Annotated in this window: 24 protein-coding genes; 14 read left to right on the plus strand and 10 right to left on the minus strand. The window is 38.0% G+C overall.

Translation table 11 applies throughout. The annotated features are described in order from the left end of the window. Window positions 1-320: 320 nt before the first annotated feature. Complete coding sequence (locus tag R3D71_00495; protein ID MEZ5690127.1) at window positions 321-2,075, minus strand: ABC transporter ATP-binding protein; 1,755 nt, start codon at window positions 2,073-2,075, stop codon at window positions 321-323. A 66-nt stretch (window positions 2,076-2,141) separates the two neighbouring features. After that, window positions 2,142-3,464 carry a metallopeptidase TldD-related protein gene (locus tag R3D71_00500; protein MEZ5690128.1) on the minus strand — a complete coding sequence of 441 codons (1,323 nt, stop codon included), beginning with the start codon at window positions 3,462-3,464 and terminating at the stop codon, window positions 2,142-2,144. A gap of 117 nt (window positions 3,465-3,581) precedes the next feature. Between R3D71_00500 and R3D71_00505 the strand changes: the two genes are divergently transcribed. After that, window positions 3,582-4,025, plus strand: a complete 444-nt coding sequence (locus R3D71_00505; GenBank protein ID MEZ5690129.1) for a hypothetical protein — start codon at window positions 3,582-3,584, stop codon at window positions 4,023-4,025. Between the two features lie 135 nt (window positions 4,026-4,160). After that, window positions 4,161-5,192, plus strand: a complete 1,032-nt coding sequence (locus R3D71_00510; GenBank protein ID MEZ5690130.1) for a TAXI family TRAP transporter solute-binding subunit — start codon at window positions 4,161-4,163, stop codon at window positions 5,190-5,192. Window positions 5,193-5,206: 14 nt separating this feature from the next. Here R3D71_00510 and ribA read toward each other — a convergent pair whose 3' ends face one another. Beyond that, window positions 5,207-6,106 carry a GTP cyclohydrolase II gene (gene ribA, locus R3D71_00515; protein ID MEZ5690131.1) on the minus strand — a complete coding sequence of 300 codons (900 nt, stop codon included), beginning with the start codon at window positions 6,104-6,106 and terminating at the stop codon, window positions 5,207-5,209. 60 nt (window positions 6,107-6,166) lie between these two features. Here ribA and R3D71_00520 point away from each other — a divergent pair, with 60 nt between their 5' ends. The 4 genes from R3D71_00520 to R3D71_00535 all read left to right on the plus strand — a co-directional run bounded on the left by R3D71_00520 (window position 6,167) and on the right by R3D71_00535 (window position 10,243). Beyond that, window positions 6,167-6,730 carry a helix-turn-helix domain-containing protein gene (locus R3D71_00520; GenBank protein MEZ5690132.1) on the plus strand — a complete coding sequence of 188 codons (564 nt, stop codon included), beginning with the start codon at window positions 6,167-6,169 and terminating at the stop codon, window positions 6,728-6,730. Between the two features lie 18 nt (window positions 6,731-6,748). Then, window positions 6,749-7,828, plus strand: coding sequence for a 23S rRNA (adenine(2503)-C(2))-methyltransferase RlmN (rlmN, locus tag R3D71_00525; protein ID MEZ5690133.1), 1,080 nt, complete (start codon window positions 6,749-6,751; stop codon window positions 7,826-7,828). A 356-nt stretch (window positions 7,829-8,184) separates the two neighbouring features. After that, the gene (locus R3D71_00530) at window positions 8,185-9,498 is read left to right on the plus strand and encodes an alginate export family protein (GenBank protein ID MEZ5690134.1); all 1,314 of its coding nucleotides are present in this window, start codon (window positions 8,185-8,187) and stop codon (window positions 9,496-9,498) included. A gap of 25 nt (window positions 9,499-9,523) precedes the next feature. Continuing rightward, on the plus strand, window positions 9,524-10,243 hold the full coding sequence (locus R3D71_00535; protein ID MEZ5690135.1) for a DUF3365 domain-containing protein: 720 nt from the start codon (window positions 9,524-9,526) through the stop codon (window positions 10,241-10,243). Between the two features lie 38 nt (window positions 10,244-10,281). On the opposite strand, the gene aat is transcribed toward R3D71_00535, so the two are convergent. From aat to aroQ, 3 genes are read right to left on the minus strand one after another with little or no spacing between them, the layout of a single operon-like run. Then, entirely contained in the window at window positions 10,282-10,941 is a 660-nt protein-coding gene (gene aat, locus R3D71_00540; protein MEZ5690136.1) for a leucyl/phenylalanyl-tRNA--protein transferase, read from the minus strand. Between the two features lie 20 nt (window positions 10,942-10,961). Then, window positions 10,962-11,639 (minus strand): glycerophosphodiester phosphodiesterase family protein, encoded by a 678-nt coding sequence (locus tag R3D71_00545; GenBank protein ID MEZ5690137.1) that lies wholly within the window; start codon window positions 11,637-11,639, stop codon window positions 10,962-10,964. A 2-nt stretch (window positions 11,640-11,641) separates the two neighbouring features. After that, on the minus strand, window positions 11,642-12,085 hold the full coding sequence (gene aroQ, locus R3D71_00550; protein MEZ5690138.1) for a type II 3-dehydroquinate dehydratase: 444 nt from the start codon (window positions 12,083-12,085) through the stop codon (window positions 11,642-11,644). Window positions 12,086-12,189: 104 nt separating this feature from the next. Here aroQ and thiS point away from each other — a divergent pair, with 104 nt between their 5' ends. The 3 genes from thiS to R3D71_00565 all read left to right on the plus strand — a co-directional run bounded on the left by thiS (window position 12,190) and on the right by R3D71_00565 (window position 14,479). Continuing rightward, entirely contained in the window at window positions 12,190-12,390 is a 201-nt protein-coding gene (thiS, locus tag R3D71_00555) for a sulfur carrier protein ThiS (protein ID MEZ5690139.1), read from the plus strand. A gap of 12 nt (window positions 12,391-12,402) precedes the next feature. After that, window positions 12,403-13,230 carry a thiazole synthase gene (locus R3D71_00560; GenBank protein MEZ5690140.1) on the plus strand — a complete coding sequence of 276 codons (828 nt, stop codon included), beginning with the start codon at window positions 12,403-12,405 and terminating at the stop codon, window positions 13,228-13,230. Window positions 13,231-13,363: 133 nt separating this feature from the next. Further along, on the plus strand, window positions 13,364-14,479 hold the full coding sequence (locus R3D71_00565; protein ID MEZ5690141.1) for a hypothetical protein: 1,116 nt from the start codon (window positions 13,364-13,366) through the stop codon (window positions 14,477-14,479). A gap of 8 nt (window positions 14,480-14,487) precedes the next feature. Here R3D71_00565 and R3D71_00570 read toward each other — a convergent pair whose 3' ends face one another. After that, complete coding sequence (locus R3D71_00570) at window positions 14,488-14,955, minus strand: RidA family protein (GenBank protein MEZ5690142.1); 468 nt, start codon at window positions 14,953-14,955, stop codon at window positions 14,488-14,490. A 247-nt stretch (window positions 14,956-15,202) separates the two neighbouring features. Further along, window positions 15,203-16,195 carry an integrase core domain-containing protein gene (locus R3D71_00575; GenBank protein ID MEZ5690143.1) on the minus strand — a complete coding sequence of 331 codons (993 nt, stop codon included), beginning with the start codon at window positions 16,193-16,195 and terminating at the stop codon, window positions 15,203-15,205. Window positions 16,196-16,526: 331 nt separating this feature from the next. On the opposite strand from R3D71_00575, the gene R3D71_00580 reads away from it, so the two are divergent. Genes R3D71_00580 through R3D71_00595 form a run of 4 tightly spaced genes read left to right on the plus strand, consistent with a single transcriptional unit; the run spans window position 16,527 to window position 21,517 of the window. After that, a complete protein-coding gene (locus R3D71_00580) occupies window positions 16,527-16,961 on the plus strand; it encodes a TrbC/VirB2 family protein (GenBank protein MEZ5690144.1) in 435 nt (144 codons plus the stop codon). A 26-nt stretch (window positions 16,962-16,987) separates the two neighbouring features. Beyond that, entirely contained in the window at window positions 16,988-17,434 is a 447-nt protein-coding gene (locus R3D71_00585) for a TrbC/VirB2 family protein (GenBank protein MEZ5690145.1), read from the plus strand. Between the two features lie 30 nt (window positions 17,435-17,464). After that, complete coding sequence (locus R3D71_00590; protein ID MEZ5690146.1) at window positions 17,465-19,918, plus strand: hypothetical protein; 2,454 nt, start codon at window positions 17,465-17,467, stop codon at window positions 19,916-19,918. 12 nt (window positions 19,919-19,930) lie between these two features. Further along, on the plus strand, window positions 19,931-21,517 hold the full coding sequence (locus R3D71_00595) for a type IV secretion system protein (GenBank protein ID MEZ5690147.1): 1,587 nt from the start codon (window positions 19,931-19,933) through the stop codon (window positions 21,515-21,517). 5 nt (window positions 21,518-21,522) lie between these two features. On the opposite strand, the gene R3D71_00600 is transcribed toward R3D71_00595, so the two are convergent. Next, window positions 21,523-22,155, minus strand: coding sequence for a CoA transferase subunit B (locus R3D71_00600; GenBank protein ID MEZ5690148.1), 633 nt, complete (start codon window positions 22,153-22,155; stop codon window positions 21,523-21,525). 2 nt (window positions 22,156-22,157) lie between these two features. Beyond that, window positions 22,158-22,856: a CoA transferase subunit A gene (locus tag R3D71_00605; protein MEZ5690149.1), complete on the minus strand. Its 699-nt coding sequence runs from the start codon at window positions 22,854-22,856 to the stop codon at window positions 22,158-22,160. Window positions 22,857-23,230: 374 nt separating this feature from the next. Between R3D71_00605 and R3D71_00610 the strand changes: the two genes are divergently transcribed. Further along, on the plus strand, window positions 23,231-24,352 hold the full coding sequence (locus tag R3D71_00610; protein MEZ5690150.1) for a DUF2336 domain-containing protein: 1,122 nt from the start codon (window positions 23,231-23,233) through the stop codon (window positions 24,350-24,352). Window positions 24,353-24,403: the final 51 nt, after the last annotated feature.

Raw genomic sequence — 24,403 nt, forward strand, 5'->3', positions numbered from 1 at the left:
AATATTAGTGGTTAAGCCTATAGCATATTAATATAATTTTGTTAAGTAAAACAGATATAAACTACTATAACATAGGGAATTGTAGCAAATAGCTATAAGTTATGGACTAGAGTCTGGGGACTAGGAAAAAAGAAGCACGACCAGTATGTCGTGCGAGCCATCAGCCAGCGAAGCTGTATCCCTGTGAAAGATAGCAGTCTTTCACAGGGATAATATAAAAACCTCGTCATTCTGTGATCCACAAGACCGCATAGAATCTCAGAGTTATCTGAGCTTCTTCTCCAGATGTCACGACAAGTGTGGCATGACGATGTCAAATACTATTCAAAATTATTAGAATAAAGCTGATAATACTTACCTTTTTTTGTAAGCAGGCTTTCGTGATTACCGCTTTCAATTATTTTACCATCTTCCATAACATAAATTATATCAGCTCCAATAACTGTGCTAAGGCGGTGAGCGATAACCAGAGTGGTACGACCTTTCATAAGCCTAGATAAAGCTTCCTGTATGTTTCTTTCTGACTCATTATCTAGCGATGATGTCGCTTCATCAAGTAGCAGGATTGGGGAGTTTTTCAGCATAGCTCGCGCGATCGCTATTCGTTGCCGCTGTCCACCAGACAAACGTATACCATGAGAGCCTGCCATAGTTTCATAACCAAGCGGCATTGAGCGGATAAAATCATCGGCGGCGGCGTTTTTAGCGGCGGTAAGTATTTCCTCATCACTTGCCGATTGTCTGCCATAGGCTATGTTCGCTTTCATAGTATCATCAAACAACATGGATTCTTGCGGCACAAAAGCCATTGCCTCACGCAAACTATGGATAGTCACCTCTCTTATATCCTGTCCGTCTATGGTTATGCTGCCGCCTTGTATCTCATAAAAGCGTAGCAAAAGATTCATTATAGTTGATTTGCCGCTACCAGACAGCCCGACCAAAGCCGCCGTTTTTCCGGCGGGAACCGTAAGGTTAACTTTATCTATACCGACAATATCTGGTGTATACCCAAAAACCACATCCTTAAACTCTATACTGCCGGATTTTATATCAAGAGGTTTCGCGCCTTCCTTATCAGCTATCATAGGCTCGGTATCTAAGATATTAAATAACCGGTTAGCCGCCGCCACCCCTTCTTGCAAAACCCCGTTTAAGCCGGATACCGCCCGCACCGGCTTATAAGCCATCAAAAATGCTGTAATAAATGAGAAAAAAGCACCAGTTGTTATAGTTCCTTCCATAACCTGAAACCCGCCATACCAGATCACTAAAGCTATTGAGACTCCACTTAAAATCTCAATCATCGGTGTCGCCGCCGCTTGTACTTTCGCTGATTTATAATAAAGAGAAAACAATCTTTCTATTATAGTTTTCGCTCTATTTATCTCATAATTTTCTCGGTTATATGATTTTACCGTACGCGCTCCACTAAAAATCTCATCAAGAGTGCTGGTAAACTCACCAAGCTCATTTTGTGTACGGTCGGAAATACGGCGCATTTTTTTGCCAAGCCTTATTATCGGATAAATAGCTATCGGAAAAGCGATAAGAGCAAGAGCGGCAAGGGTAGCGTTCTGGTATATCATTACACCAAGCAAGAATATCATACTAAGCAGTTCTTTAGTAATAGCGGTGAGCACATTGGAAAAGGCGTTCCTCAGCAGATTTATGTCATTGGTAAAACGTGATATAAGCCTGCCGGACGATTGATTATGGAATAATCCGACATCGCTTTTCATAAGATGCTCAAATAACCTTATTTGCATATCAGCGATTATTCGCTGTCCAATAAAGCGCATGGATATAGTGTTACCATAATTAGCGATAGCTCCGATTATTGATATAGCTACCACCGCTATTGGTATAAGCAACAGCATATCATGATTTTTCTCAATGAATATTTGGTCAAGAGCTGGTTGAATCATCCAAGCATTGGCAGCGGTGCTGGCCGCTACTACTACCATGCAGGATATAGCGACAAAAAGCTTGCCACGATAGCGCGTTATATGCTCACGCAGTAGCCTTTTTATAATATCGTCACCTTTTCCTTCATTGGATTTGATTATAGTCATTATAATATAATTTACCTATAGTTTTATAATTCAGTTCTATAATCCATATTAATATCAAAATTCATATTAAACACCGGCTATCGTCATATTCTCAATTCTTATGGTAGGAGTGTTTTTAGAGTAGCGAAAAACAAGGTCATTCGCCGCTGTAAGATTAGAGAACATATCTTTTAAGTTTCCAGCGATGGTGATTTCTGATACCGGATAGGTTATCTCACCATTTTCTATCCAAAAACCTGCCGCGCCCTGACTATAGTCACCAGTTACCGTATTAATTCCCATACCAAAAGTCTCAGTAAGGTAAAGCCCATTTTTTATATCTGATATTAACTCTTGTGGGGTTATCTTTCCCGCCTCCATATACACATTGCTAGCGGACGGTGAGGGTGGTGAGGAAAGACCACGTGAGGCGTGACCTGTGGTTGTCATTCCAAGTTTTATCGCGGTTCGCATATCCAGTAACCAGCTTCGCAAAACACCATCTTTTATGATTGAGAGTTCTTTACCAGCGACACCTTCCATGTCAAAAGGTTTTGAGGAAAGTCCCCTTATTATGTGAGGATTGTCAATAATTGAGATATTCTCAGGAAATATTTTTTTGCCCATAGATTCTTTCAGGAAAGATGATTTTCTAACGATAGAATTTCCTGAAATACTACTTGTTAATATTGATAGTATAGACTTACCAACTCTTGGATCAAAAACTATAGGAGCGGTTGTAGATTTTATTTTTCTTGGATTAAGCTTCGCCAATGTTTTTTTCGCGGCACTCAAGCCAATGGATTTGGGAGAGTCCAAATCCTCTTTATGACGGACGCTGCTAAAATCATAATCCCTCTCCATTTTCTGTCCTTCTCCGGCAAGAACACAAACGGAAATAGAAAACGAGCTATTCTTATAGAAGCGAGAAAAACTCGTACCATTTTTTCCCATTATGGCTAGTTGTACGTTTGATTTCCTGTAACTAGCGTCAGCTCCCTCAGAATTGCTGATACCGCTTACGGAAAGAGCCGCCTCTTCCGCTTCTTGGCAATTATCCAAAAGCCATTCAGGGCTTGGTTCATAACTATCGTAAAGCTCAAGTTCTGGAATATCGCTAGGATATAGTTCCTCAGGGGCGAGAATATAATCTTTATCACTAGGCGCTAACCTTGCCATTTTCACAGCGTTATCCGCCAACTCCTCAAGTGCTGGTTCACTAAGATCGCTGGAAGAAACATTGGCTTGAGAAATTTCTCCATTGTCTTTTTTTACAAACACCCTAAGACCAATAGCGGAGGTTTCCGAGCGCTCAATGTTTTCTGGTTTGCCAAGCCTCTGTGATATACTCAGATCTGTAGTATTAAACATAACACCGTCAGCGTAGTCACCGCCATGCTTTTTGGTCATATCTAGTAGTTTATATAGTTTATCTGATTCGTTGGTCATCATCTATTCGTTATAATTATTTTGCCGCAAATTATTGCGTATTGTGTTTGCTATTAATACATATATAATCCACCCATTATGAATAGGGAAGCTTTAATAGAAACAGATTTTACACCAAGACCAAAGGTTAACCGTCTTCCGCCTGTCGCGCTTTATAAATCTCCATCATCTTTGCCTAAAAAGACCAATAAACTACCTAAAGTTAACATCGGGTTGAGCCCTATAAAAATTATTATTTATACTCTGGTCGCTTTGTTGTTTTTATTATCCATCATTATGGGTTATCAATATATAAAAGGGATGTATGATAATTTTAATAAAGAATATGAAGATGACCATCTGCTTAATATAATAAATAACAGCGGCTACGATAATCAGGCTTTTTATTTCAAAGATGGTGACAGTATTATAAGTGGACGTGATATACATATAGTCTCTAATAATAATTTTTTATTTTATGTTCCAAAATCTGAGAAAAATATGGAAAAAGATATTCTTACCATCATTAATAGATATGACTAATCACCAAATTTCTTAATAAAAGTTAATTTTTTGTAAAAATTGTTTGACAAACGTTAACCTTTTGGCTATTAACCCTATATTCTTTAGAAAAACTATATATTATAAAAAGTTATAATTTGGCAATTTTAGGTTATTATGTTCTTGTTTTTACGCAAATATTATTTAGCAACCTCATATTTTCTAATATTTACGCTATTTTTTGTATTATCATCAATTGTCACAATAGCTTTTGGTTATTCCGGAAAAGATATAAATATATCTATAGTAACCGGCCTTAAAACCGGTACTTATTATGCCTTTGCTCGTGACATATCGTCATTGGTAAAAGGAAGTGACATAAATGTTAACGTAAAAGATTCAGAAGGCTCCATTGACAATATAAGGCGCTTAAATAGTAATGAAAAAGTATCTCTTGGATTTATCCAGTCAGACATATTAGGTTTCTTGAAACGCTCCAAAAATCCTGACTCTATGAAAATGGCGAAAAATCTTCGGGTGGTTTTCCCACTTTATGATGAGGAGATACATGTTCTCGCCAATAAAAAAATAAAGTCATTCTCTGATTTGAATGGTAAAAAAATAGCTATAGGTGATGATGGTAGCGGTAATATGCTGACATCAATAAATTTATTTTCCATAACCGGAGTTAAACCGGCGGAAAGCGTAAAAATATCTTCAGCGAAAGGTGTAGTAAAAGTATTAAAAGGTGAGCTTGACGCGGTAATATTTGTCGGCGGCAAACCGATTCGCCTTTTCAAGAATCTTGAGGATTTAACTCTACCAGAAAACAAGAAATACACCCCTATGCTTGATAATGTGCATTTTGTTCCATTAAATGGCGTAAGACTACTTGAGGAATATATACCGTCAGAAATAACCTCTAAGGATTATAGTTTTGTAAAAGAAAGCGTGCCAACGGTCGCAGTAAGGGCTTTTCTTATAAGCTATGATTTTTCTGCTAATGATAATGAGGCTGTTAAAGAGCGCTGCGATAATTTGAATAAATTATCAAAAATTATCGCCAATAATATTGAGATACTTAAGAGAAAAGGTCATCCCAAATGGCGAGAGGTAGACCTAAACGCTGATGTGAATATATGGCAAAAAGATAGCTGTGTATGGGAAAATCCAACCGAGCTTAATAACATAATAAGCGGCAGGGAATAAGCTACCTTTGTTGTTTATAACATATGTCCGGCTTTTTCTTTTTTAGCTTTCATATATCTTTCATTATGTTTTCCGGTTTTGGTGACAATAGGAATCCTTTTTGAAATGGTAATACCATATTTCCTTAACTCAGTAACCTTGCGCGGATTATTTGACAATAGCTTTATTTTATCAAAACCCAGATGTTTAAGAATTAGCACGGCTATATTAAAATCTCTTTCATCATCAGCGAAACCTAGTGTATTATTGGCTTCATAGGTGTCCATGCCACATTCTTGCAATTTATAGGCTCTTATTTTATTGGTTATACCTATTCCACGCCCTTCCTGATTCAGATAAATTAATATCCCGCCACCATCATTTTTTATCGCCTCAATAGCGAGCTTTAGCTGATTGCCGCAATCGCAGCGCAGACTGCCAAGAAAATCTCCGGTAAAGCATGAGGAATGTACTCTTACCATCGGTGCTTGCTTGTCGTTTAATATATTTTCGTTAATTATAAGCGCAATATGAGTCTTGCCGTCACTTTTATCTCGGAAGCTGATTATAGTATTATTTTCACTTCCCTCCACAGGCATGGAAGCTCTTGCTGTTTCTAAAATCTCTTTACCTAGTTTTTTTAGCTCTTTTTTTAATAACTCTTCCTCAAATACCGGCCAGTCCTCACTCGCTAAGTTCATGGGGACACTAATGAGAGTAGGCAGTAGTCCAGCATATCTGGCTAAATCATTAACTATTGATGATTTTTCAATTGTATATTTCCCTTTCATCTGTTCATTTAGAAATTCCGCCGGATATATGGCGATTTCTTTGCCGTTTTTCTTTTTTATTACAATGCCTTCTTGGCGACGTAAATAGTCTGCGGCTTTTGTTAATATTCTTTCAGAGCTATTCATATTATCACTAGCAATCATCTATTATGTTTTCTATAATCTTAACTGTTACGGTTTACTATCTGTTATTAAGGAATAATTATGGAGGAATCATCAAATATAATCTTATTAATAGATAATAGTGATTTTATAGATGGATTTTGTGATATTGTCACGCGGGAGTTGGAGATTCCCTGCGATATAGTACAGTCTGAGGATGATATAGAAGGAAAAAAAGGGCTTATCGTTACTAACAGGAAACTTGTAAAAGATTATAATTTGCCAGTTGTCTCAATAAACCTTCCCGTATATATGAGAAGCCTGATCTCAGACATTGAATATTATCTAAAAAACAATAAGGATAATGACATTTTAATATTATCCGATGATTACTTATTATCCATTATCCACAAAAACCTGACTTGCAAAAATAATGGTATTTCTATTTCGCTTACTGATAAAGAAGCTCAGATATTAAGAGCCTTTGCTATATGCGATAATTCAGAAGTATCAAGAGAATATTTGCTAAAAGAAGTATGGAAAATAGAAGAAATTCTAGATACCCACACTATGGAAACCCATATATATCGTTTACGCAAGAAGATAAAGGATAGTTTTGGCATTGATATGATAAAGGCGACCGCAAACGGTTATAAAATTATATGATAGAAATTTAGGCTATAGATGACAAATAAAACAGAAATTATTGGACTAACCAGAAATGAGCTTGCCGCGAAACTTAAAGAGCATGGTTTTGAGCCTTTCCGTGCTAAGCAAATATGGCAATGGTTATATGTAAAAGGCGCTACGGACTTTACTCAGATGACCAGCATAGCAAAAAAGCAGCAAGCCATGCTTCATGAGCATTTTACGATTGGCCGCCCACAAATATCATGTGAGCTTACTTCTTTTGACGGAACTCGTAAATGGCTTTTGAGGATGAATGATAACAACAAAGTTGAGATGGTGTTTATTCCAGAGGAAGAAAGAGGAGCTTTATGCGTTTCCTCACAGGTTGGCTGTACCCTAAGTTGTAGTTTTTGTCATACTGGAACCATGCCATTAGTGCGTAACCTCACCGCTTATGAGATTATAGGACAAGTTCTTGTAACCAGAGACTCTCTTGGTGAGTGGGACAAAGACCGCAAGGAGTGTTTGTTTACCAATATAGTAATGATGGGAATGGGTGAGCCATTATTTAATTATGCTAATGTAGCAAAAGCATTAAAAATTATAATGGATGGCGAGGGCATAGCTATTTCAAAAAGACGTATTACTCTATCTACTTCCGGTGTCGTTCCAGAAATAGAAAGATGTGGTCAGGAATTAGGAGTAAATCTCGCTATTTCCCTGCACGCGGTTAGTGATGAGTTGCGTAATGAATTGGTGCCGATTAATAAAAAATATCCGATTAAAGAGTTGCTCGCGGCGTGTAGAAATTATCCAGCGGCGAATAACGCCAGACGTATTACTTTTGAATATGTTATGCTTAAAGGTGTAAATGACTCTGATAGTGACGCTAGACAATTGGTAAAATTACTTAAAGGTATTCACGCTAAAGTTAATCTTATTCCGTTTAATCCATGGCCTGGTTCAGCGTATGAACCTTCCAGTAATAACCGTATTCATTCCTTCGCTAGTATCATTAACGATGCTGGATTCTCAGCACCAGTGCGTGCTACTCGGGGTCAGGATATTTTTGCCGCTTGTGGTCAATTAAAATCTGATAGTGAGAGAAAAAAACGCCAGAAAGTCATTTTATAAATCTATATCTTATCTAAATTTATAGATGCTAGTCCAAGATTGTTTATTTGAATATTTATACAACAAAAATATTTGTTTTGTGATATTTTTGCCATATCCATGTGTAGATAATTTGTTCCGTATACGAAACATTATCTTTTCTTCTGTAAAAGGCTGTGATATTTATTGTTAAGAGTTTTAATTTGTTACGCGCAATTTTTTTGTGCTTTTATCTTCCTGTTTTGGGATTAATATTATCGGTTTTTTAACTAAATATTAATCTAGGAAAACTAGAGATAATGATGTAATTATAACGGCATCATGAGTTTTATAAGTTTTGTTGTTTATCTTTTATATTAATTTACGGAGTTCAGGTTATGAGTTTTATAAAAAAAGCTTTGTTTACTACTAGTGCGCTTGCGATAATTCCTGTTGCTGTCGCTTATTCTTCTTCAAGTTCATTCGCGGGGGACTCAGTTCTCGCTGACCGCCTTGATAAGGCAAGTACAGAAGCTTTTCCCGAAGTGACTCCGGGAAGTGTTGGGTATGCTATTTTACATGGTACTCCGTGGATAGATCTACGCTATCGTTATGAAACTGTTGACCAAGACGGTATCGCTAAAAACGCTCGTGCCTCAACACTCAGCAGCAAGATTGGATATAAAACTGGTTTATGGAAAGGCTTTCAATTCGCGGCGGAAGGCGAGAATATATCTGTCATAGGATCTGAGCGTTACAACAGTACCACTAATGGCAAGACACAATATCCAGTGGTAGCTGATCCTGAGGATACTCTCCTTAACCAATTATATATTAGTTATCAAGGTATTCCAAAAACCAATATAACAGTTGGTCGTCAGTATATAAAACTTGATGATCAACGTTTTGTTGGTGCGGTTGGCTGGAGACAAAATGACCAGACTTTTGATGCTGCTAGTATATCCAGCAACTATATAGAGAACGCTACTTTTTATTACGCATATGTAAGAAAAGTTAATCGTATTTTTGGTCCTGACGCTAATAATGGTGCTTTTGACAGCAACTCACACCTAATTAATCTTTCATATACGTTCCATCCCGCGCTAAAGGTAACATTATATGATTATATGCTTGATTTTGATGACGCGCGTAGCCTATCATCAGTGACTTATGGCGCGCGCCTTAGCGGTAGCTACGATTTAGGCAGTGGAGCGAGCTTTATATATAAAGCTGAGTTCGCCGATCAATCTGACTATGCTGATAATCCTAATAATTATAGCGCTAATTATTATGCGATTGAACCGGGAGTTACTTGGAGTGGCTGGACTGCTAAAATTGGTTATGAAGTCTTAGAGGGTGATGGCGTTGCTACTAATTCATTCCAAACACCTCTTGCCACGCTACATGCGTTTAACGGTTGGGCTGATAAATTCCTTAGCACTCCGGCAAATGGTTTGGAAGATCGTTACGCTTCTCTTGCTTATAAAGTACCATTTGGCAATGAGTGGTTTAAGGGAACTAATATGGCTGTTATCTATCATGATTTTAAGGCCGATAAGACCAATGCTGATTATGGAACTGAGTGGGATGCGGTAATATCTAAGACATTCTTTGATCATTATACGGTTGGTGTAAAATTCGCTGATTACGACGCGGATAATTTATTTACCGATACCACTAAAGTCATAGCCACATTACAGGTAAAATACTAGTAATTGGAGCGGTAGAACATATTTGATGAATAATAGATTATATTTATGTGGAGCTACCCTACTAATTAATTGTAATTTCTCATCTCCCGCTATAGCGGGAGATGAGGAAAACGCTAAGAATATGGCCACACTTTTTATGTCTGGTCGGGCGGTTATCTCCGAATATCAGTCTAAGATTAATGATCCCGATATTGGAGAGAAGGGGTTGACGGGTGATTTTGTAGTATCTGCCGCTAAAGAAAAATATAAAGAAAGACTCAATAAAAGAGTTGACGAGAAGGATCCCAATCAAAGAGCTATCGTAGAAGCTATAAGAGAAGTTATGGCTGAAGCCCAGCCGGTAATAAATCAAAAAGATAAGACATTTAAGGGGTTTCTTCCGGCTGTTTTTGCCAGTCAAGTGGCGAGTAAAGCATCTCAAAAGATGAATGGTAAGGCATTCATCAAGCTCACGGCTCCAAAGGAGTTGGTTCGCAATAAAAGAAATAGTCCAGATTCATGGGAAAATACAGCTATAGAAACGATTTTTAAGATAGCTGGTTATGAAAAGGGAAAACCTTATTCAGAATTGACAGAAGAGAAGGGGCAGATCGCTTTTAGATATATTCAACCAGAATATTATAAGAAGTCATGTCTTAACTGTCATGGCAAGCCCAAAGGTGAGCGTGATATATCTGGTGGTATAAAAGAAGGGGCCAGTCTTGATGATTTGGGTGGCGCGGTTAGTATCACTTTCTTTAAGTGATCACCATAGATCATCTTACTCAATTTTTACTGTAGAAGTTAAGCAGAAATATTATAAAAAAAAGTGCCGGTTTTTATTTTTAAGGCTTCTGATAGTTGTTTTAGGTAGTCATTCCTATTTATCTCAATTACGCCGAATTGCTTAAGATGATCATTGGTAAATTGCGTATCAAGTAGTATATATCCTGATTCTTTAAGTATCTCAACTAGATGTACCAGAGCGATTTTGCTGGCGTTACTCACGTTTGAGAACATGCTTTCGCCAAAAAAAGCGCCACCAATCGCTACCCCATATAATCCACCAACTAGAATAGGTTCTTTTTTATATTCATCTGCTGATTTTTGCCAGCATTCTACACTATGAGCGAACCCATAATTATATAATTCGCAGTATAATTCTATTATTTGCTGGTTTATCCAAGTATCTTTTCTTTTATCACTTGTTTCCGCGCAATGTCTGATAACCCGTTCGAAAGCTTTGTTAGCAGTTATCGTAAATAGATTTTTCTTAATTATCTTACTCAGGCTTCTTGGTGTATGGAATTTGTCCAGTTGTATTATTCCTCTAGTCTCAGGATACATCCAGTATATAGAGTCACTATTTTTACTCTCTGCCATCGGGAAATAACCATTCGCGTAAGCGGCAAGCAGAAATTCCCAGCTTATACTTGCTTGTGGTTTTTCATTTTGTTTGTCCATCTTCTAAGACCTATAGTAATTTAGAAACGGTCAGGAAAATCACTTATGATACCATCTACACCCAGTAAGTGCGCTCTTTCCATTTCATTATTTGAGTTTACCTCCCATGTTATTACTCTAAGATTTCGGGCATGAGCGTCATTTACCAGCTCTTGGTTAACGCAGTAAATTGGAGGATTTAGTGACCATGCTCCTGCTTCGCTTGCAATTTTTGCCAGAGTTGTAGGGATGCCTTCAAATAAAGCGCATGTACGTATATCAGGAATTGCAGAGCGCATCGCTTTAAGTTGTAAGTGATTAAAGGAACATATAAAGAATTTTTCATGATTCCATCCCAGATTTTTTAATCCATAGGCAAGCAACTTCGTTACGGGAATTACAGAATTTTCTGCTTTTAACTCAATAAACAGGCGTGTCCGCTCATCTATTATCTCAATCGCTTCCTGAAGAGAAAGTATTGTCTCTCCATCTCCCGCGTCTAATCTTTGCAATTCCCGCAAACTGAAATCATGGACATAACCTTTACCATTGGTCGTTCTGTCTAATGTATCATCATGTATTACAACTGGTATACCGTCTTTGCTGATTTGAATATCAAACTCAACACCATCTACACCCAATTCAATAGCTTTCTTTATGGATAAGGAAGTGTTCTCTGGCTCATAACCTTGCGCCCCTCTATGACCAATCCGCCACATAGTTAATGTTTATTTTCCAGCAAGTTGTTTACAGCTTGTAGCGCTAAAATATAACTATCTCCTCCAAACCCACAAATAACACCACTTGCCGCTTTAGATATGTATGATTCATGGCGGAAGGGTTCGCGCCTGAATATATTGGATAGATGAACTTCTATAACCGGCATATTTACCGCAAGCAGAGCGTCCATTATAGCGATTGAGGTATGGGTATAGGCACCGGCGTTAATTATTATCCCATTATGAGTTTTAGCTGCTTTCTGAATGGTAGTGATTATCTCATCCTCAGCGTTTGATTGCGTGAAATCAATAGCAATACCAAGTCCATCACCATATTTCTTACATTCAGTAGCTATATCATCCAGTGTTTGCTTGCCGTATATTTCTGGCTCACGAGAACCGAGCATATTTAGGTTAGGACCATTTATAATCAGTATTTTTTTCATATTTCATTATCCGTAAAATAATATCATTATCTAAACAATTCTTGCATGATAATGTTTAATTATTTAATAACTACATAAATAATGCTAATAACATATGTATGATTATGCAAATTCTCCTAAACGGTAAACCACACGAACTGCTAGCGGAAACCAGCGTCGGTGACTTAATAACCGAGCTTGGGCTCAAGGCTGGGCAGGCGGCGTTTGAGCGTAACCGAGAAATAGTGCCTAGTTCCTCCTATGATAGTACCATTCTTGAGGATAACGATGAAATAGAAATAGTCTCCTTTATCGGTGGTGGTTGATTGGTTTACAGCATGACAGATGGTAGCAATATAGCTGATAACTCAGAAGATAGGCTTGTAATAGCCGGTCGCGAATTCTTGTCCCGCCTGATGGTTGGAACTGGGCGTTACGGCGATATGGAAACCACAAAAATGGTAATAGAAGCCTCAGAAGCGCAAATAGTAACCGTCGCTCTGCGCCGAGTTAATCTAAGTGAAGATGGTAAGAATAGTCTAATAGAGGCAATACCACCGCAAAAATATACTTATCTTCCCAATAGTGCCGGATGCTATAATGCGGACGAGGCGGTACGCACATTACGGCTTGCTTGTGAGCTTGGAACAAATTTTGGTGGGATCTGGGATTTGGTAAAACTAGAGGTAATCGGTGACAAAGAAACTTTGTTGCCAGATGTTGAGGAAACCATAAAAGCTGCGAAAATTCTGGCAAAAGAGGGTTTTTCGGTAATGGCTTATACTAGTGATGATCTTATAAGCGCGAAGAAGCTAGAAGATGTTGGTTGCGTGGCGGTTATGCCGCTGGCCGCTCCGATCGGCTCCGGTCTTGGCATATTAAATCCCTATAACATAGAGCTTATAGCAAGCAAGCTCTCTGTTCCGGTGATAGTTGACGCGGGCATAGGAACAGCGTCTGACGCTTGTCTTGCTATGGAACTTGGCTGTTCCGGAGTGTTGCTTAATACCGCCATCTCAGCGGCACAGAACCCCGTATTAATGGTAAAGGCAATGAAAAATGCCGTAAAATCAGGTAGGTTAGCCTATCTTGCCGGCAGAATGCCCAAGCATAAAACCGCAAACGCCAGCTCCCCGAGTGTCGGTATTATGGGTATTTATGGTTGATTATTTGTTTATATACAAAATCTTAGTGCGCATAAGCTAATAAAAACTGTAACAAAAAGTTCATTAATATAGCTAAAATTTTCTGTATAATTGATGGAGGATCAGTTGATTATACACAGACTATTAGTTGGCTATGGAACATAATCTGGAAAAGATAAAAATAGAGCAGAGCAGGGTAGATGGGAAGTTAATAAGCGGTATCCTGACTGGCATGGCTGATGAGAGAAACGCAAGAAACGTTGCTCTTTACAATGTTGCTTTTTATAACAAGAATATTGGGCGTTACGAGCCAGTTGGTAGTAATTATGAACGAATAAATAGCGATTCAATAAGGCAGGTAAGTATAGATTTAGGAGGCGGCAATATACGCTATTTTCGGCAGATAGATTATCTTGACGCGCACAACAAGACCCTTCCTAAAAGTAGTACGGGTATCAGAGCGACCGCTTGGGAAGAAATAGATGAAGATGGTAAGGCGATAAAAGATGAAGACGGCAAACAGCAGATAAGAATAGGATTTCTTGGTTTTTCATTTTTTAATAATAACGATCATCGTTCTTTAATGGCGACGTTTGATGGCAGACTTAACCCACAGACTGTAGATGCTGTATCTTTTACCGATAATGTTATTAGCCGGATTGGAAAGGATAATATTTCATCAATAATATATATTGGCCATTCAATGGGCTCCAGTAACGCTATGGCGGCGAGCGTTATGGGAAGATTGCATAATATTCCAACTGAGGAGATATTACTGGTAGAACCGGTAGGGGCATCACAGCAGAAAGAAAAGATAAAATCTGCTTTGATGGATAAAAATAGTCCGTTTTTCAGAGAGATATTAAAAAACATGAATGGAGAAGACTCTCTAGGCAAGATAAATAATGTTATAGATACATTCAAAGATTATATAGCGCGAAATACAGTATCGATCCGCTCTGTAGTAATGGATGATGAGGGTGTACTAAGACCAACAACTTCTGCTAGTCTGCCGGTTGGTGATGGGTTATGGCAGGTAGTATCAGGTCAGCGTAACAATCCTTTTTCACCTGAAGGACTAAATAATGGTATGGTCGGGGAAAAAACTTATTACCAGGAAATAAAAGGTGATTGTATCGTGGATAAAGGACTAGATAGCGGGCATTTGCTAGGCAGTATGGTAAATTGTAACCTAATGGGGTCAGACTACTATAAACCGACTGATACACCAAAACGACCTGGGCAAATAGTAGCCAAGTGGGAGAAATAGTAGCCTTATCAGATTTTTATCTCAAAAGTAGCGTCAACCTCAACAGCAACTCCGAACGGAAGTTCAGCCACTCCAACCGCGAAACGAGCGTGTTTTCCCGCGTCACCAAATATTTCCACCATCATGTCAGAAACACCATTGGCGACTTTTGGCTGATCGGTAAACCCCTCGGCGGAGGCGACAAAAATACCCATACGTACACATTTTACTACTTTGCTTAGATCACCACCGCAAGCTGCTTTCAGGTGAGCGAGTATATTTATTCCGCACAGCCTAGCGGTTTGTTGCCCTTGCTCAGTGGTAAATTCTTTGCCAACCTTGCCAATATCCTGAGGTTTTCCATCTTTCATCGGTAGTGTTCCTGATATAAATACCAAATTTCCCGATATGGTATATGGCACATAATTAGCCGCCGGCATTACCGATGGCGGCAAGGTTATTCCCATATCATTCAGTTTTTGCTCAATATTATTCATATCATTTCCTTTTTGTTTTGATAATTATAACTTAATTTCCATCTAATCCAAATAACTTTTGTACAAACCACCATTAGGAATACCATCCTTTCGCCTCTCCCTATAAGATAGAACCGCCTTTTTCCCTCTCCCTCTGGGAGAGGGTAGGGTGGGGGTTCACTTGCAGGATTACAGATTCTTCTGCTTGCGAACTCTCGGTCGGGATTGTAAAAGTCAAATAATTCGGTGTCAGATTTTGTAATCTGTTTCATGTTATATTTTTTCCAATAAGATGAGAAGGAGTTTTTCCATTTGCGGCGGAGTGAGGTCTTGCGTAGTTGTAGTAAGTCATATACTCGAACACTTCATTTTTGAGCTGGTCTAGCGAGTCGAATACCATTTCACGCAGCAAATCTTCTTCTATTGTTTTCCAGAATCTCTCTATTTTTCCGTTAGTTTGTGGTCTGTAAGGTTTAGTTCGGCGATGTTTTATTTTAAGTTCAAAAAGCAGACGCATAAAAGGATTTTTCTTAATAGTTGCTGGATCGTTACTACCACTGCCAAACTCTGAACCATTATCCGTTAGTATCTCAACAAAATCAAAACCAAACTCTTTCTTGAATAAATTAAGTAGCTTCATTGTAGAAAACATCACATTTAGCGATGTAACTTCAGGAATAACCTCACACCACGCTAGAGAAGTTTTATGGTCAATCAGCCCCACCAGATAATAACGTTTATTATCACCGGAAATCATGCCTTTGGGTAGGTAATGGCAATCTATATGCCCTAGCTCACCGGCTTTTTCTTTGATAATCTTGCGTTTTTCTTCCATCATTCTTGGCTGCAATCTGTTAAATCCATGTTTTTTGCTTATATTATAAATAGTGCTAGGACAAGGACGAGTTTCATGTTCAGAAATCTGTAAATCAGCATGTATCTCAAAACGATTCAAACCTTTTTGCCGTAAGCCTATAATCTGTTGTTCTATATGAGGTAAAATTCTCCTAGTTTTATATTTAGCACCGCGTTTTTGAGGCAATAATTCTAATTTAGAACCACTACTTTTGTAACGATTATAGTATTTTATGAAATTCTGACGGGTTAGATTATGAAATTTATAAAATTCACTGACAAAACAAAATCTTGTGTGTCGCTTTGCCTTAATTAATTCATATTCCGAACATAAAAACTCCATCCGCTTTATTGTGCTTGACTCAAGAACTCTGTCCTTGCCACTGCGTAATTCTTGTTTGCTCATGCGTTGCCTCATTTATAAAGTTTGACTCAATTAGTGACTTTACAAAATCTGACACCGAATTATTTGACTTTTACAGGAATGACAGGACAAATACTAAGATAATCATACAAAAATAGTATAATAGAGAATCTATTAGCCTATAAGCCGCTGCCGTGTAAATAATTATTTGAGTTTTTAGCTATTATTAATTAATTTTAATTATTATAAAATAATGGGTTAATGAGTTTAATAAATAATAATAAATCATATTATTGTCAAAAATCTGTAACATATATGTGTTAGCATATTAGCAGAAGGTAAAATATTAACGTTGTTTGTTGGGAGTTAAGTGATGCGGAGAACTACTTCAAAAGCTGTGTCAGTCACCATAGATCATATAGATATGCGGCATTTTGGTGTTTTTTTGCTGTTTGCCTTATTTCTGATTCTGTTTTCCGGTAGTTTGGCTTTCGCGCAATCTCCGATAGGTAGCGTGTTGTGCAGCGCCTATGGTCTTATATATCATGATATAGGAAGAGCACTTGCGACACTTGGTGTGCTGGTATTTGGCATTGCCGCAACCCTCGGTAGGGTAACTTGGGCGCAAGGGCTTATAGTCATAGTCTGTATAGGAGGCCTTTTCAGTGCTTTTGATATTATTACAATGTTAATGCCCAATACATTGTTTGGTTCTGGTAATGCCGCTATTTGTGATTTGACTGGTTCAGTGGCTAATTATCAGAGTGCTGGCGGTAAGGTATTTAATATGCTTAATATTTTTAGATAGGTTTTATGGATGGTTGGGAGTTTGTTATGTTAGGTAGAAGAAGTGGCTTGGTCTCACTTGAGGGTTGTTCATGCTCATATAATGATAATAATTATATGAGGTTCGTAACTGGTAATTTACTTGTTATATTGTTGTTCTTAATTTTTACTAATCCGGTTTTCGCACAGAACGCTATATCTAATACTCTTTGCAGCGTTTACGGTATAATATATTACGATATAGGTAGGGGACTTGCAACCCTAGCCATTGTCGCTCTTTGTGTCGGTGGTTTGTTAGGCAGGGTAACATTTGGACAGGTGGCGACTGTACTCGCTGGCATGGGCGTTCTTTTTGGCGCTATTCGCCTTGCTTTTGCTCTTACACCAGTGAGTATTACAAGTGCTCTCAGCTTAACCGCTTGTGGTATAACAGGTACTATCGCACAGGGTAGTTCTTTTCTAAACTTTGCCAAAAACATATTCAATCCATTCTGATAAATCTATGATAGACAAAGAAAGTAACTCATGAAATTCGGTAAATCTTCCAGTGTAAAGAAAAAGATAAAAGAAGTCGTTGACTCATTGGGAGATAAGAGTGAGTTCATCCCATATCATAGCTATTATAATGGCCATACTATCCTCACCAAGAATGGTGAGCTACTCCAAATAATCAAAATAGAGGGTAATCTACGTGGAGATTCCTGTGAGAATATAGACGGAATACACGCCACTATTCGTGATACTATCCGTCAGGTAGTTACCCAAAGCGGTATAACCTCTAAAATGTCCTTTTGGTTGCATACAGTGCGCCGGAAAAAGAAGTTTGTTTCTAGGGTGCCAGAGTCTAAGGATAAAGAATCCGCTGATAGTTTCGCCGAGTATGTTGGGGCGCATTGGGATAATAATCACAAATGGGAATATGAGTATTATAATGAAATATATCTTACTATTCTCTATGACGGCCAGTCAGCAGCGATGATTGACGGTAAAAATACTGGCATGCTTCTTTTTCCAGCTATTAACCGACGTGTGCGTAATAAATACATTGATATTACTTATCCTATTTTAGACAAGACAGTTTTATCTGTATTGGATAATCTTAAAGCACAATGTACGACAAAGCGTTTGTCTCTAACAGAGCGTGCCACCGCAAGCGCTGGCAAAGTTAACCGACCGTCGGTTTTTTACTCCGAGATGATGGAGTTTTTAGGTTTTCTAATTAACATACGTCAGGAAAATTTCCCACTTCGTGATCTGGATTTGAGCGCTGATATACAAACATCAAGACTTACCATTGGTTTTAACGCTATAGAATCACGTTGTCGTATGTCAGGAAAACGTGATTTCGCCGCGATGTTTTCGCTTAAGCAATATATAGATAGTCCAGTAGAGAACATAGATTTTGTTCTTCAGGCTCCAGTTGAGTTTGTGATAAGTCAAGCCTTCGTATTCGTGCCATCAAAGAAAGCGTTAAAGTCCTATAATGAGCAGAAATATCTTTTTGATACGAGTGGGGATATTAAGTCAAAAGATGATTTTGGTATAAGCGATGTAATCGGTTTTAATAATAAGAAATCAGTTGATTTTTGTGAGCAGCAGACCAACATCATGGTTTTATCCGATGATTTGCGGACACTTGAGCAAGAGACGGAAAGATTTTTGAATTCCTTTCTAAAACTTGGTCTAGTGATTATCCGTGAGGATATAATGATAGAGGAAGCGTTTTGGTCACAACTACCAGGTAATTTTGAGTTTATCCGCCGCCTAAGCTACCTAGCTACGGGGCAGGCTGGTGGATTCTGTAGGTTAAATCGTTTCCATAAAGGAGTGGATGGAGAAGTCCGTTGGGGAAATCCTCTCCTTACTATTCCCACCAATGTGAAATCGCCATATTTTTTTGATTTTCATGTAGGAGATAATGGACACACCATATTGTATGATTTTAACAGTTTTGGTGATGGCATAGGCAAGATTCTACAATATTTTTTATTTACCAAACTATACGGTAGAAATGTACGTTCTTTTGTTTTCGATAGAAATCAGTCTGCTCGCCTTCTCTTCAATAAGTTAGGGGGAAGTTATTTTCCCATGTTACAATTGGTAAATTTCACCAAAGATATGGGAGAGGATAATTCAAGAAGGCTTTATCTGAACCCATTTATTTTGGAGCCAACTCCTCATAATATCTCATTTCTTGTGTCATGGTGTGGTTTATTGATTTCACCAGATGGTGAGCTTGATGACTCTGTTAAAACTATATTACGTGACGCGATTTCTAGGCTATATGAAAGACCAACAAGTGACCGCGACTTACCGACCTTAGTTGAGCTTCTTGCTCATTCGCATCCTTCTATTTCTAGCGTGTTTGAGCCATGGATAAAAGGCGGTGAGTATTCTGGCTTGTTTGATAATAAAGATGATACATTAGACATAGAAAGAAATCTTGTTGGGGTGGATATGTCATCAGCTCTATCCAAGCCTGCCTTTTCTCTTCCTTTATTCTCCTATCTCGTTCACCGTATTATTTCTTCAATTAATGAGGAACCAGCTATAGTCATTATTAATGACGCGCTTGATTTGTTTGAGAATCATTTCTTCGCTCCTCGCTTAGAAAGTCTTCTGGAAATGTTACGACAAAGAAATGTTATGGTGATGTTTACCATAAATAATCCCAAAATTTATGGTAACTCTGTAACTCTTGATACCATAAAATCCTCTGTGGCGACTCATATATACATTCCTGACGATTTGCCGGTTTCCTATCATAGGCAGAATATCGGTCTTAATAATCATGATGCTTTGAGTTTGTTGCATATGAGAAGACAGGATGGTGATTTTCTCTTAAAGCAAAATGGGGAAAGCGTAGCTCTTAAAGTCTCTCTTGGTGAGGCGGAAGATATAATCTCTATATTTACTAATGATCTTAAATCACTCTCAATAGCTCGCGGTCGTTTTGCCTCTATGCCGGAAGACTATTGATAAATTAATTATATGGAAAAATTACGTCATATAACAGTTTTTCTGATAACTATGTTGCTTACTACAGTATTGCTTACTGAAAGCGCTTTCGCTCAGAATGTTACCTGTAATTCTTCTGGTGGCATGGATACCACGACAGGTTTTATTGACACTTCTGTTGTTTCCACCTCAAACTGTACTGTTGCTAATGAAAATGAAATATTCAGCAGGCTAGCTTGTAATTTCATCTCTATAATAAATGATGTGTTTGGACATTTCTATTGTGGAATTCAATATGCTCTAGAGCGTATATTACCCACAGTTTTGGTGCTATATTTAGCGGTTTTTGGCATTGGCATTATGATTGGAACACAGGACTTAAACGCTGGAAATGTTATTCTTACTTTATTTAAGATAGGCGCGATTGTAGCTATAACTACTAATAGCGTCGTTGGGGTCGGGTTGATTTATAGCTTTTTTGTTTCTCTAGTAATAGAAGGTGTAGATTGGGCGCTCAGCGCGCTTGATTTTTGTGGTGGTAATTGTGGTAATGGTCTTAGGGATGTTTTTTCTAGTATAGATAGTAAGATATACGAGTTATTCTTGGGTAATAATGGTTTCTTCAGTGGTGATGGTGAACTGGTTTTATTCTTCTTTATGATAGTAACTCTAGTCCCACCAATATTCTATATGGTAGTAAGTGTTCTGTGGATGGTTTTTAGTGTATTTGTCCGCTCCATGGTTAGTTTTCTTATGAGCATTACCGCGATAGCCTTCCTTATAGCTCTTAGCCCTGTTTTCCTTAGTTTTGTTCTTTTCCGTTCGACAAGAAGTATGTTTGATAGCTGGATACGTTTTCTTACTGCTTATACTATAGAACCTATGCTAGTTTTTATGATTCTCGCGTTATGGGTAAATGTTTCTGGAGGTTTTCTAGATTTTGTACAGCAATTATCAAATGTCATTGAATATAGGAAAACACCTCTGGATAAGGGTGCTATCGCCACCGATAAAGATGGGATTGTTTTCTGTCGTCCTATCTATAATGATAGAAATCCAGGTGTCGGTATTTCCAGTGTTAGCTTTTCAATACTCGGCTTTTTTAGTATACCGCTTCCAACCTTAAATTTTACCCCAGGTGGTCCGACTATAGAGCTGGTTGATCTTAATGGTAATGGTAAGAAAGATAATGGTGGATGCTGTAGTGTATTAGGTAGCAAGATGACAAATGTAGGTCCTGTTATTACGTGTGATAGCTCAGCTAGCTCTGTTGATATTGGCTTAATAAATGATGATGATAAAGTTATTCCAAGTGTTATGATAAGGGATAGGGAGTTTATATATTTTCTGGCATACCATCTTATTACCATGCTTATAATAAGCTATGCTTTTGTAAATATGCTTCTTATGGCGCCAGTAATAGCCTCAGAGATAAGTGTATCACGCTCTCCTGCGCCACTTGGTGTTGGCTTTGGTAGTAGTAGGTCTGGTATTACTAGAATGGTCAGCGGGATTACCGATACAAGTAGGAATTTAGTAGGAAGAGTAGGCAATAGAACCGCTGGAAGTATGGCTAAATCACTTAACAATATGGCAAGTGGTAGAGCAAAGGTAAAATAAGAATCTTAACTCGCTATAAAATCAGCTGCTGTATTTTCCTTTATTTCTTCCAGCGAAACTCCTGTGGCTAAACAGCTAAGTATTAGCTTGCTGTCTTTTATAAGAAATTCACCTAGATTAGTTATCACCATATCTACGACATTCTTACCTGTAAGTGGAAGAGAGCACTCTTTTACTAGCTTGGAGGAGCCATCCTTTGAATTATGTTCCATAATAACTATAACTTTTTTTACGCCAGCTACTAAATCCATAGCGCCACCCATGCCTTTTACCATTTTACCGGGAACCATCCAGTTAGCTAGGTCACCATTTTGAGACACTTCCAACGCTCCAAGTATCGCCGCGTCAATATGTCCTCCTCTAATCATAGAAAAAGATGTAGCGGAATCAAAATAGCTGCTATGTGGTAACTGGGTTATGGTCTGCTTGCCGGCATTTATTAAATCCGCGTCTACTTCATTTTTTAGGGGAAATGGTCCCATGCCCAGCATTCCATTTTCACTTTGCAGAGTAATATGTATATCGTTAGGTATGTAATTAGCGACTAAAGTCGGAATTCCTATGCCCAGATTAACATAATACCCATCTTTTAGTTCTTTTGCCGCGCGTTTGCACATATCTTCTTTTGTCCAAGCCATTATTAAGTCTCTCTAGTTGTCGCGAATTCAATTCGTTTCTCAAAACTATCACCCTTGAATATACGTTGTATAAAAATTCCTGGCGTATGTATCATCTCAATATCAAGCTCACCTGGGTCCACTAGCTCTTCAACTTCAGCCACCGTTATTTTCCCAGCGGTCGCCATTATCGGGTTGAAATTACGAGCGGTTTTACGATAAATGAGATTGCCTTCGCTATCGCCTTTCCATGCTTTTATTATAGATAGATCCGCCTTTAGGGATTTTTCCATAACATATTTTTCCCCATCAAATTCCTTTATTTCTTTATTCTCAGCTATTACAGTTCCAACACCGGTCTTGGTATAAAATGCTGGAATACCGGCTCCACCAGCGCGTATACGTTCAGCTAGAGTGCCTTGCGGATTAAATTCAACTTCTAATTCACCTGATAAAAATTGTTTTTCAAAAGTTTTGTTTTCACCCACATATGAGGCAATCATTTTTTTTATTTGATGAGAATGTAACAATATGCCGCTGCCAAAATTATCTACACCACAGTTATTAGCAATCCATATTAGATTTTTAACTCCAGATTCCGCCAAAGCCCTTATACAATGTTCAGGTATCCCGCATAAGCCAAATCCCCCTGACATAATAGTCATACCGTCAAATAATAAACCATCAATGGCCGAATGAGCATTTTTATATATTTTATTCATATATTAACAACTGCTTGATTTTACTTGATTATAATAATAGTTGAAAAAATCTAACACAAATTTTTTAATAAAAAGTGAAGGTTGTTTTAGTGAAATATTAACTAAATTTATGTTTAATTAATTATATAGGTTATTTGCGGGTTTTGCTTAATTGACTAAAGTGTGTATTAATGTTAAATTAATTAGTAGTAAACTTTGCGCACAATTTTTTATTAATATTTAACTTTTATCATCTGTGTTGCTGAAGTCGTAAATAGCGGTTTATTCTATTCTTTGTTGTAATAATAAGAGATTATATGTATTATCTCGCCACCAGCGGGAGTTGAGTAAATCTAATTTTATTGCTAACGGTTTATGAGATGCAGTTGACAGCTATGGATGTACATAAATTAATTCAGGATCCTTCGGGTGTTGAGCTTGGTGTTCTAGCAGAGAAGGTAGTGGTAGCATTCGCTGCCGGAAGTTTTAACTCAAGAGAATCTGAAATAGCGTCTGATATTTTTCGTCTTTTGTTAAAAGATGCGGGTAGATCTGTGCGCCTCACTTTAGCGGAGCATTTGTATGATAATGACCAAGCTCCTCATGACGTTATTTTTAGTCTTGCCTGTGATGATGTGGATATTTCAGGGCGTGTTTTGCAACATTCGCCCGTGCTTACCGATAAAGATCTTTTGGCGATAGTGGAAAGTAGTAAGGATGTACTAAAGCTTTGCGCTATAGCGCGTCGAAATTCAATCTCTAACACTGTGTCAGGTGCGTTACTCAATAGTCGTCAGGAAACCGTACTTAAAGAATTATTTAACAATGAGAACGCATTGTTTGATGATGCCACCTTAATGAAAGTATGGGATAATATAGCTGCTAGCCATACGTTGTTGGAGGCTTTGGTGCAAAGAGGAGGGCTTTCTTTGGTTGTAGCTGAAAAGGTTTTATCGGTTGCCTCTGATGAGCTTAAAAAACATCTTACTCAAGAGTATGACTTTTCTTCCGCGGATGCTGGTAGTTCTCTTGCTGACGCAAGAGAATGGGGATTACTTGGTATCCTTCCCGTATCTAACATACCAACTCCCGATGATAGTGACAGGGTGGAAGAGTTAGTAGAACATTTGTATGTCAATAATCGGCTTACCTATTCGCTTATAGTGCGTGCTTTATGTATGGGGTTCTTAAACTTATTTGAGACCTCGCTAGCTCGTATGGCGGGAGTTCCAAGAGTAAATGCTCGTATTCTACTTATGGGTGGCGATAGCGGTTTTAGAGCCATTTATAAAGCGGCTAAAATGCCAGAATGTTTTGTGGAGGCGGTTGAGGTTCTGCTCAGTATATCTCATGAGCTTACAAAATATGGACATGAGAAGCCAAAAGATTTTCGTAAACATCTTGTTGAAAAAATATATGTAAATGGTTACAATAAATCCATAGATGGTATGGGATATCTTTTATCTATAATAGATGGGAAAATATCTTCCGGTTATACTTCTTCTTCTGTACATTAATTATGAACAATGGTATGAGCGCAATGAAGAGTGTGGAGTTGACAGAGGACG

The organism is Rickettsiales bacterium (genome assembly GCA_041396965.1).
GTDB lineage: Bacteria > Pseudomonadota > Alphaproteobacteria > Rickettsiales > SXRF01 > SXRF01.

Coding starts and splice junctions, on each gene's coding strand:
- R3D71_00495 (MEZ5690127.1), bottom strand. CDS start 2,075: ATGACTATAATCAAATCCAATGAAGGAAAAGGTGACGATATTATAAAA.
- R3D71_00500 (MEZ5690128.1), bottom strand. CDS start 3,464: ATGACCAAAAAGCATGGCGGTGACTACGCTGACGGTGTTATGTTTAAT.
- R3D71_00505 (MEZ5690129.1), top strand. CDS start 3,582: ATGAATAGGGAAGCTTTAATAGAAACAGATTTTACACCAAGACCAAAG.
- R3D71_00510 (MEZ5690130.1), top strand. CDS start 4,161: ATGTTCTTGTTTTTACGCAAATATTATTTAGCAACCTCATATTTTCTA.
- ribA (MEZ5690131.1), bottom strand. CDS start 6,106: ATGATTGCTAGTGATAATATGAATAGCTCTGAAAGAATATTAACAAAA.
- R3D71_00520 (MEZ5690132.1), top strand. CDS start 6,167: ATGGAGGAATCATCAAATATAATCTTATTAATAGATAATAGTGATTTT.
- rlmN (MEZ5690133.1), top strand. CDS start 6,749: ATGACAAATAAAACAGAAATTATTGGACTAACCAGAAATGAGCTTGCC.
- R3D71_00530 (MEZ5690134.1), top strand. CDS start 8,185: ATGAGTTTTATAAAAAAAGCTTTGTTTACTACTAGTGCGCTTGCGATA.
- R3D71_00535 (MEZ5690135.1), top strand. CDS start 9,524: ATGAATAATAGATTATATTTATGTGGAGCTACCCTACTAATTAATTGT.
- aat (MEZ5690136.1), bottom strand. CDS start 10,941: ATGGACAAACAAAATGAAAAACCACAAGCAAGTATAAGCTGGGAATTT.
- R3D71_00545 (MEZ5690137.1), bottom strand. CDS start 11,639: ATGTGGCGGATTGGTCATAGAGGGGCGCAAGGTTATGAGCCAGAGAAC.
- aroQ (MEZ5690138.1), bottom strand. CDS start 12,085: ATGAAAAAAATACTGATTATAAATGGTCCTAACCTAAATATGCTCGGT.
- thiS (MEZ5690139.1), top strand. CDS start 12,190: ATGCAAATTCTCCTAAACGGTAAACCACACGAACTGCTAGCGGAAACC.
- R3D71_00560 (MEZ5690140.1), top strand. CDS start 12,403: ATGACAGATGGTAGCAATATAGCTGATAACTCAGAAGATAGGCTTGTA.
- R3D71_00565 (MEZ5690141.1), top strand. CDS start 13,364: ATGGAACATAATCTGGAAAAGATAAAAATAGAGCAGAGCAGGGTAGAT.
- R3D71_00570 (MEZ5690142.1), bottom strand. CDS start 14,955: ATGAATAATATTGAGCAAAAACTGAATGATATGGGAATAACCTTGCCG.
- R3D71_00575 (MEZ5690143.1), bottom strand. CDS start 16,195: ATGAGCAAACAAGAATTACGCAGTGGCAAGGACAGAGTTCTTGAGTCA.
- R3D71_00580 (MEZ5690144.1), top strand. CDS start 16,527: ATGCGGAGAACTACTTCAAAAGCTGTGTCAGTCACCATAGATCATATA.
- R3D71_00585 (MEZ5690145.1), top strand. CDS start 16,988: ATGTTAGGTAGAAGAAGTGGCTTGGTCTCACTTGAGGGTTGTTCATGC.
- R3D71_00590 (MEZ5690146.1), top strand. CDS start 17,465: ATGAAATTCGGTAAATCTTCCAGTGTAAAGAAAAAGATAAAAGAAGTC.
- R3D71_00595 (MEZ5690147.1), top strand. CDS start 19,931: ATGGAAAAATTACGTCATATAACAGTTTTTCTGATAACTATGTTGCTT.
- R3D71_00600 (MEZ5690148.1), bottom strand. CDS start 22,155: ATGGCTTGGACAAAAGAAGATATGTGCAAACGCGCGGCAAAAGAACTA.
- R3D71_00605 (MEZ5690149.1), bottom strand. CDS start 22,856: ATGAATAAAATATATAAAAATGCTCATTCGGCCATTGATGGTTTATTA.
- R3D71_00610 (MEZ5690150.1), top strand. CDS start 23,231: ATGGATGTACATAAATTAATTCAGGATCCTTCGGGTGTTGAGCTTGGT.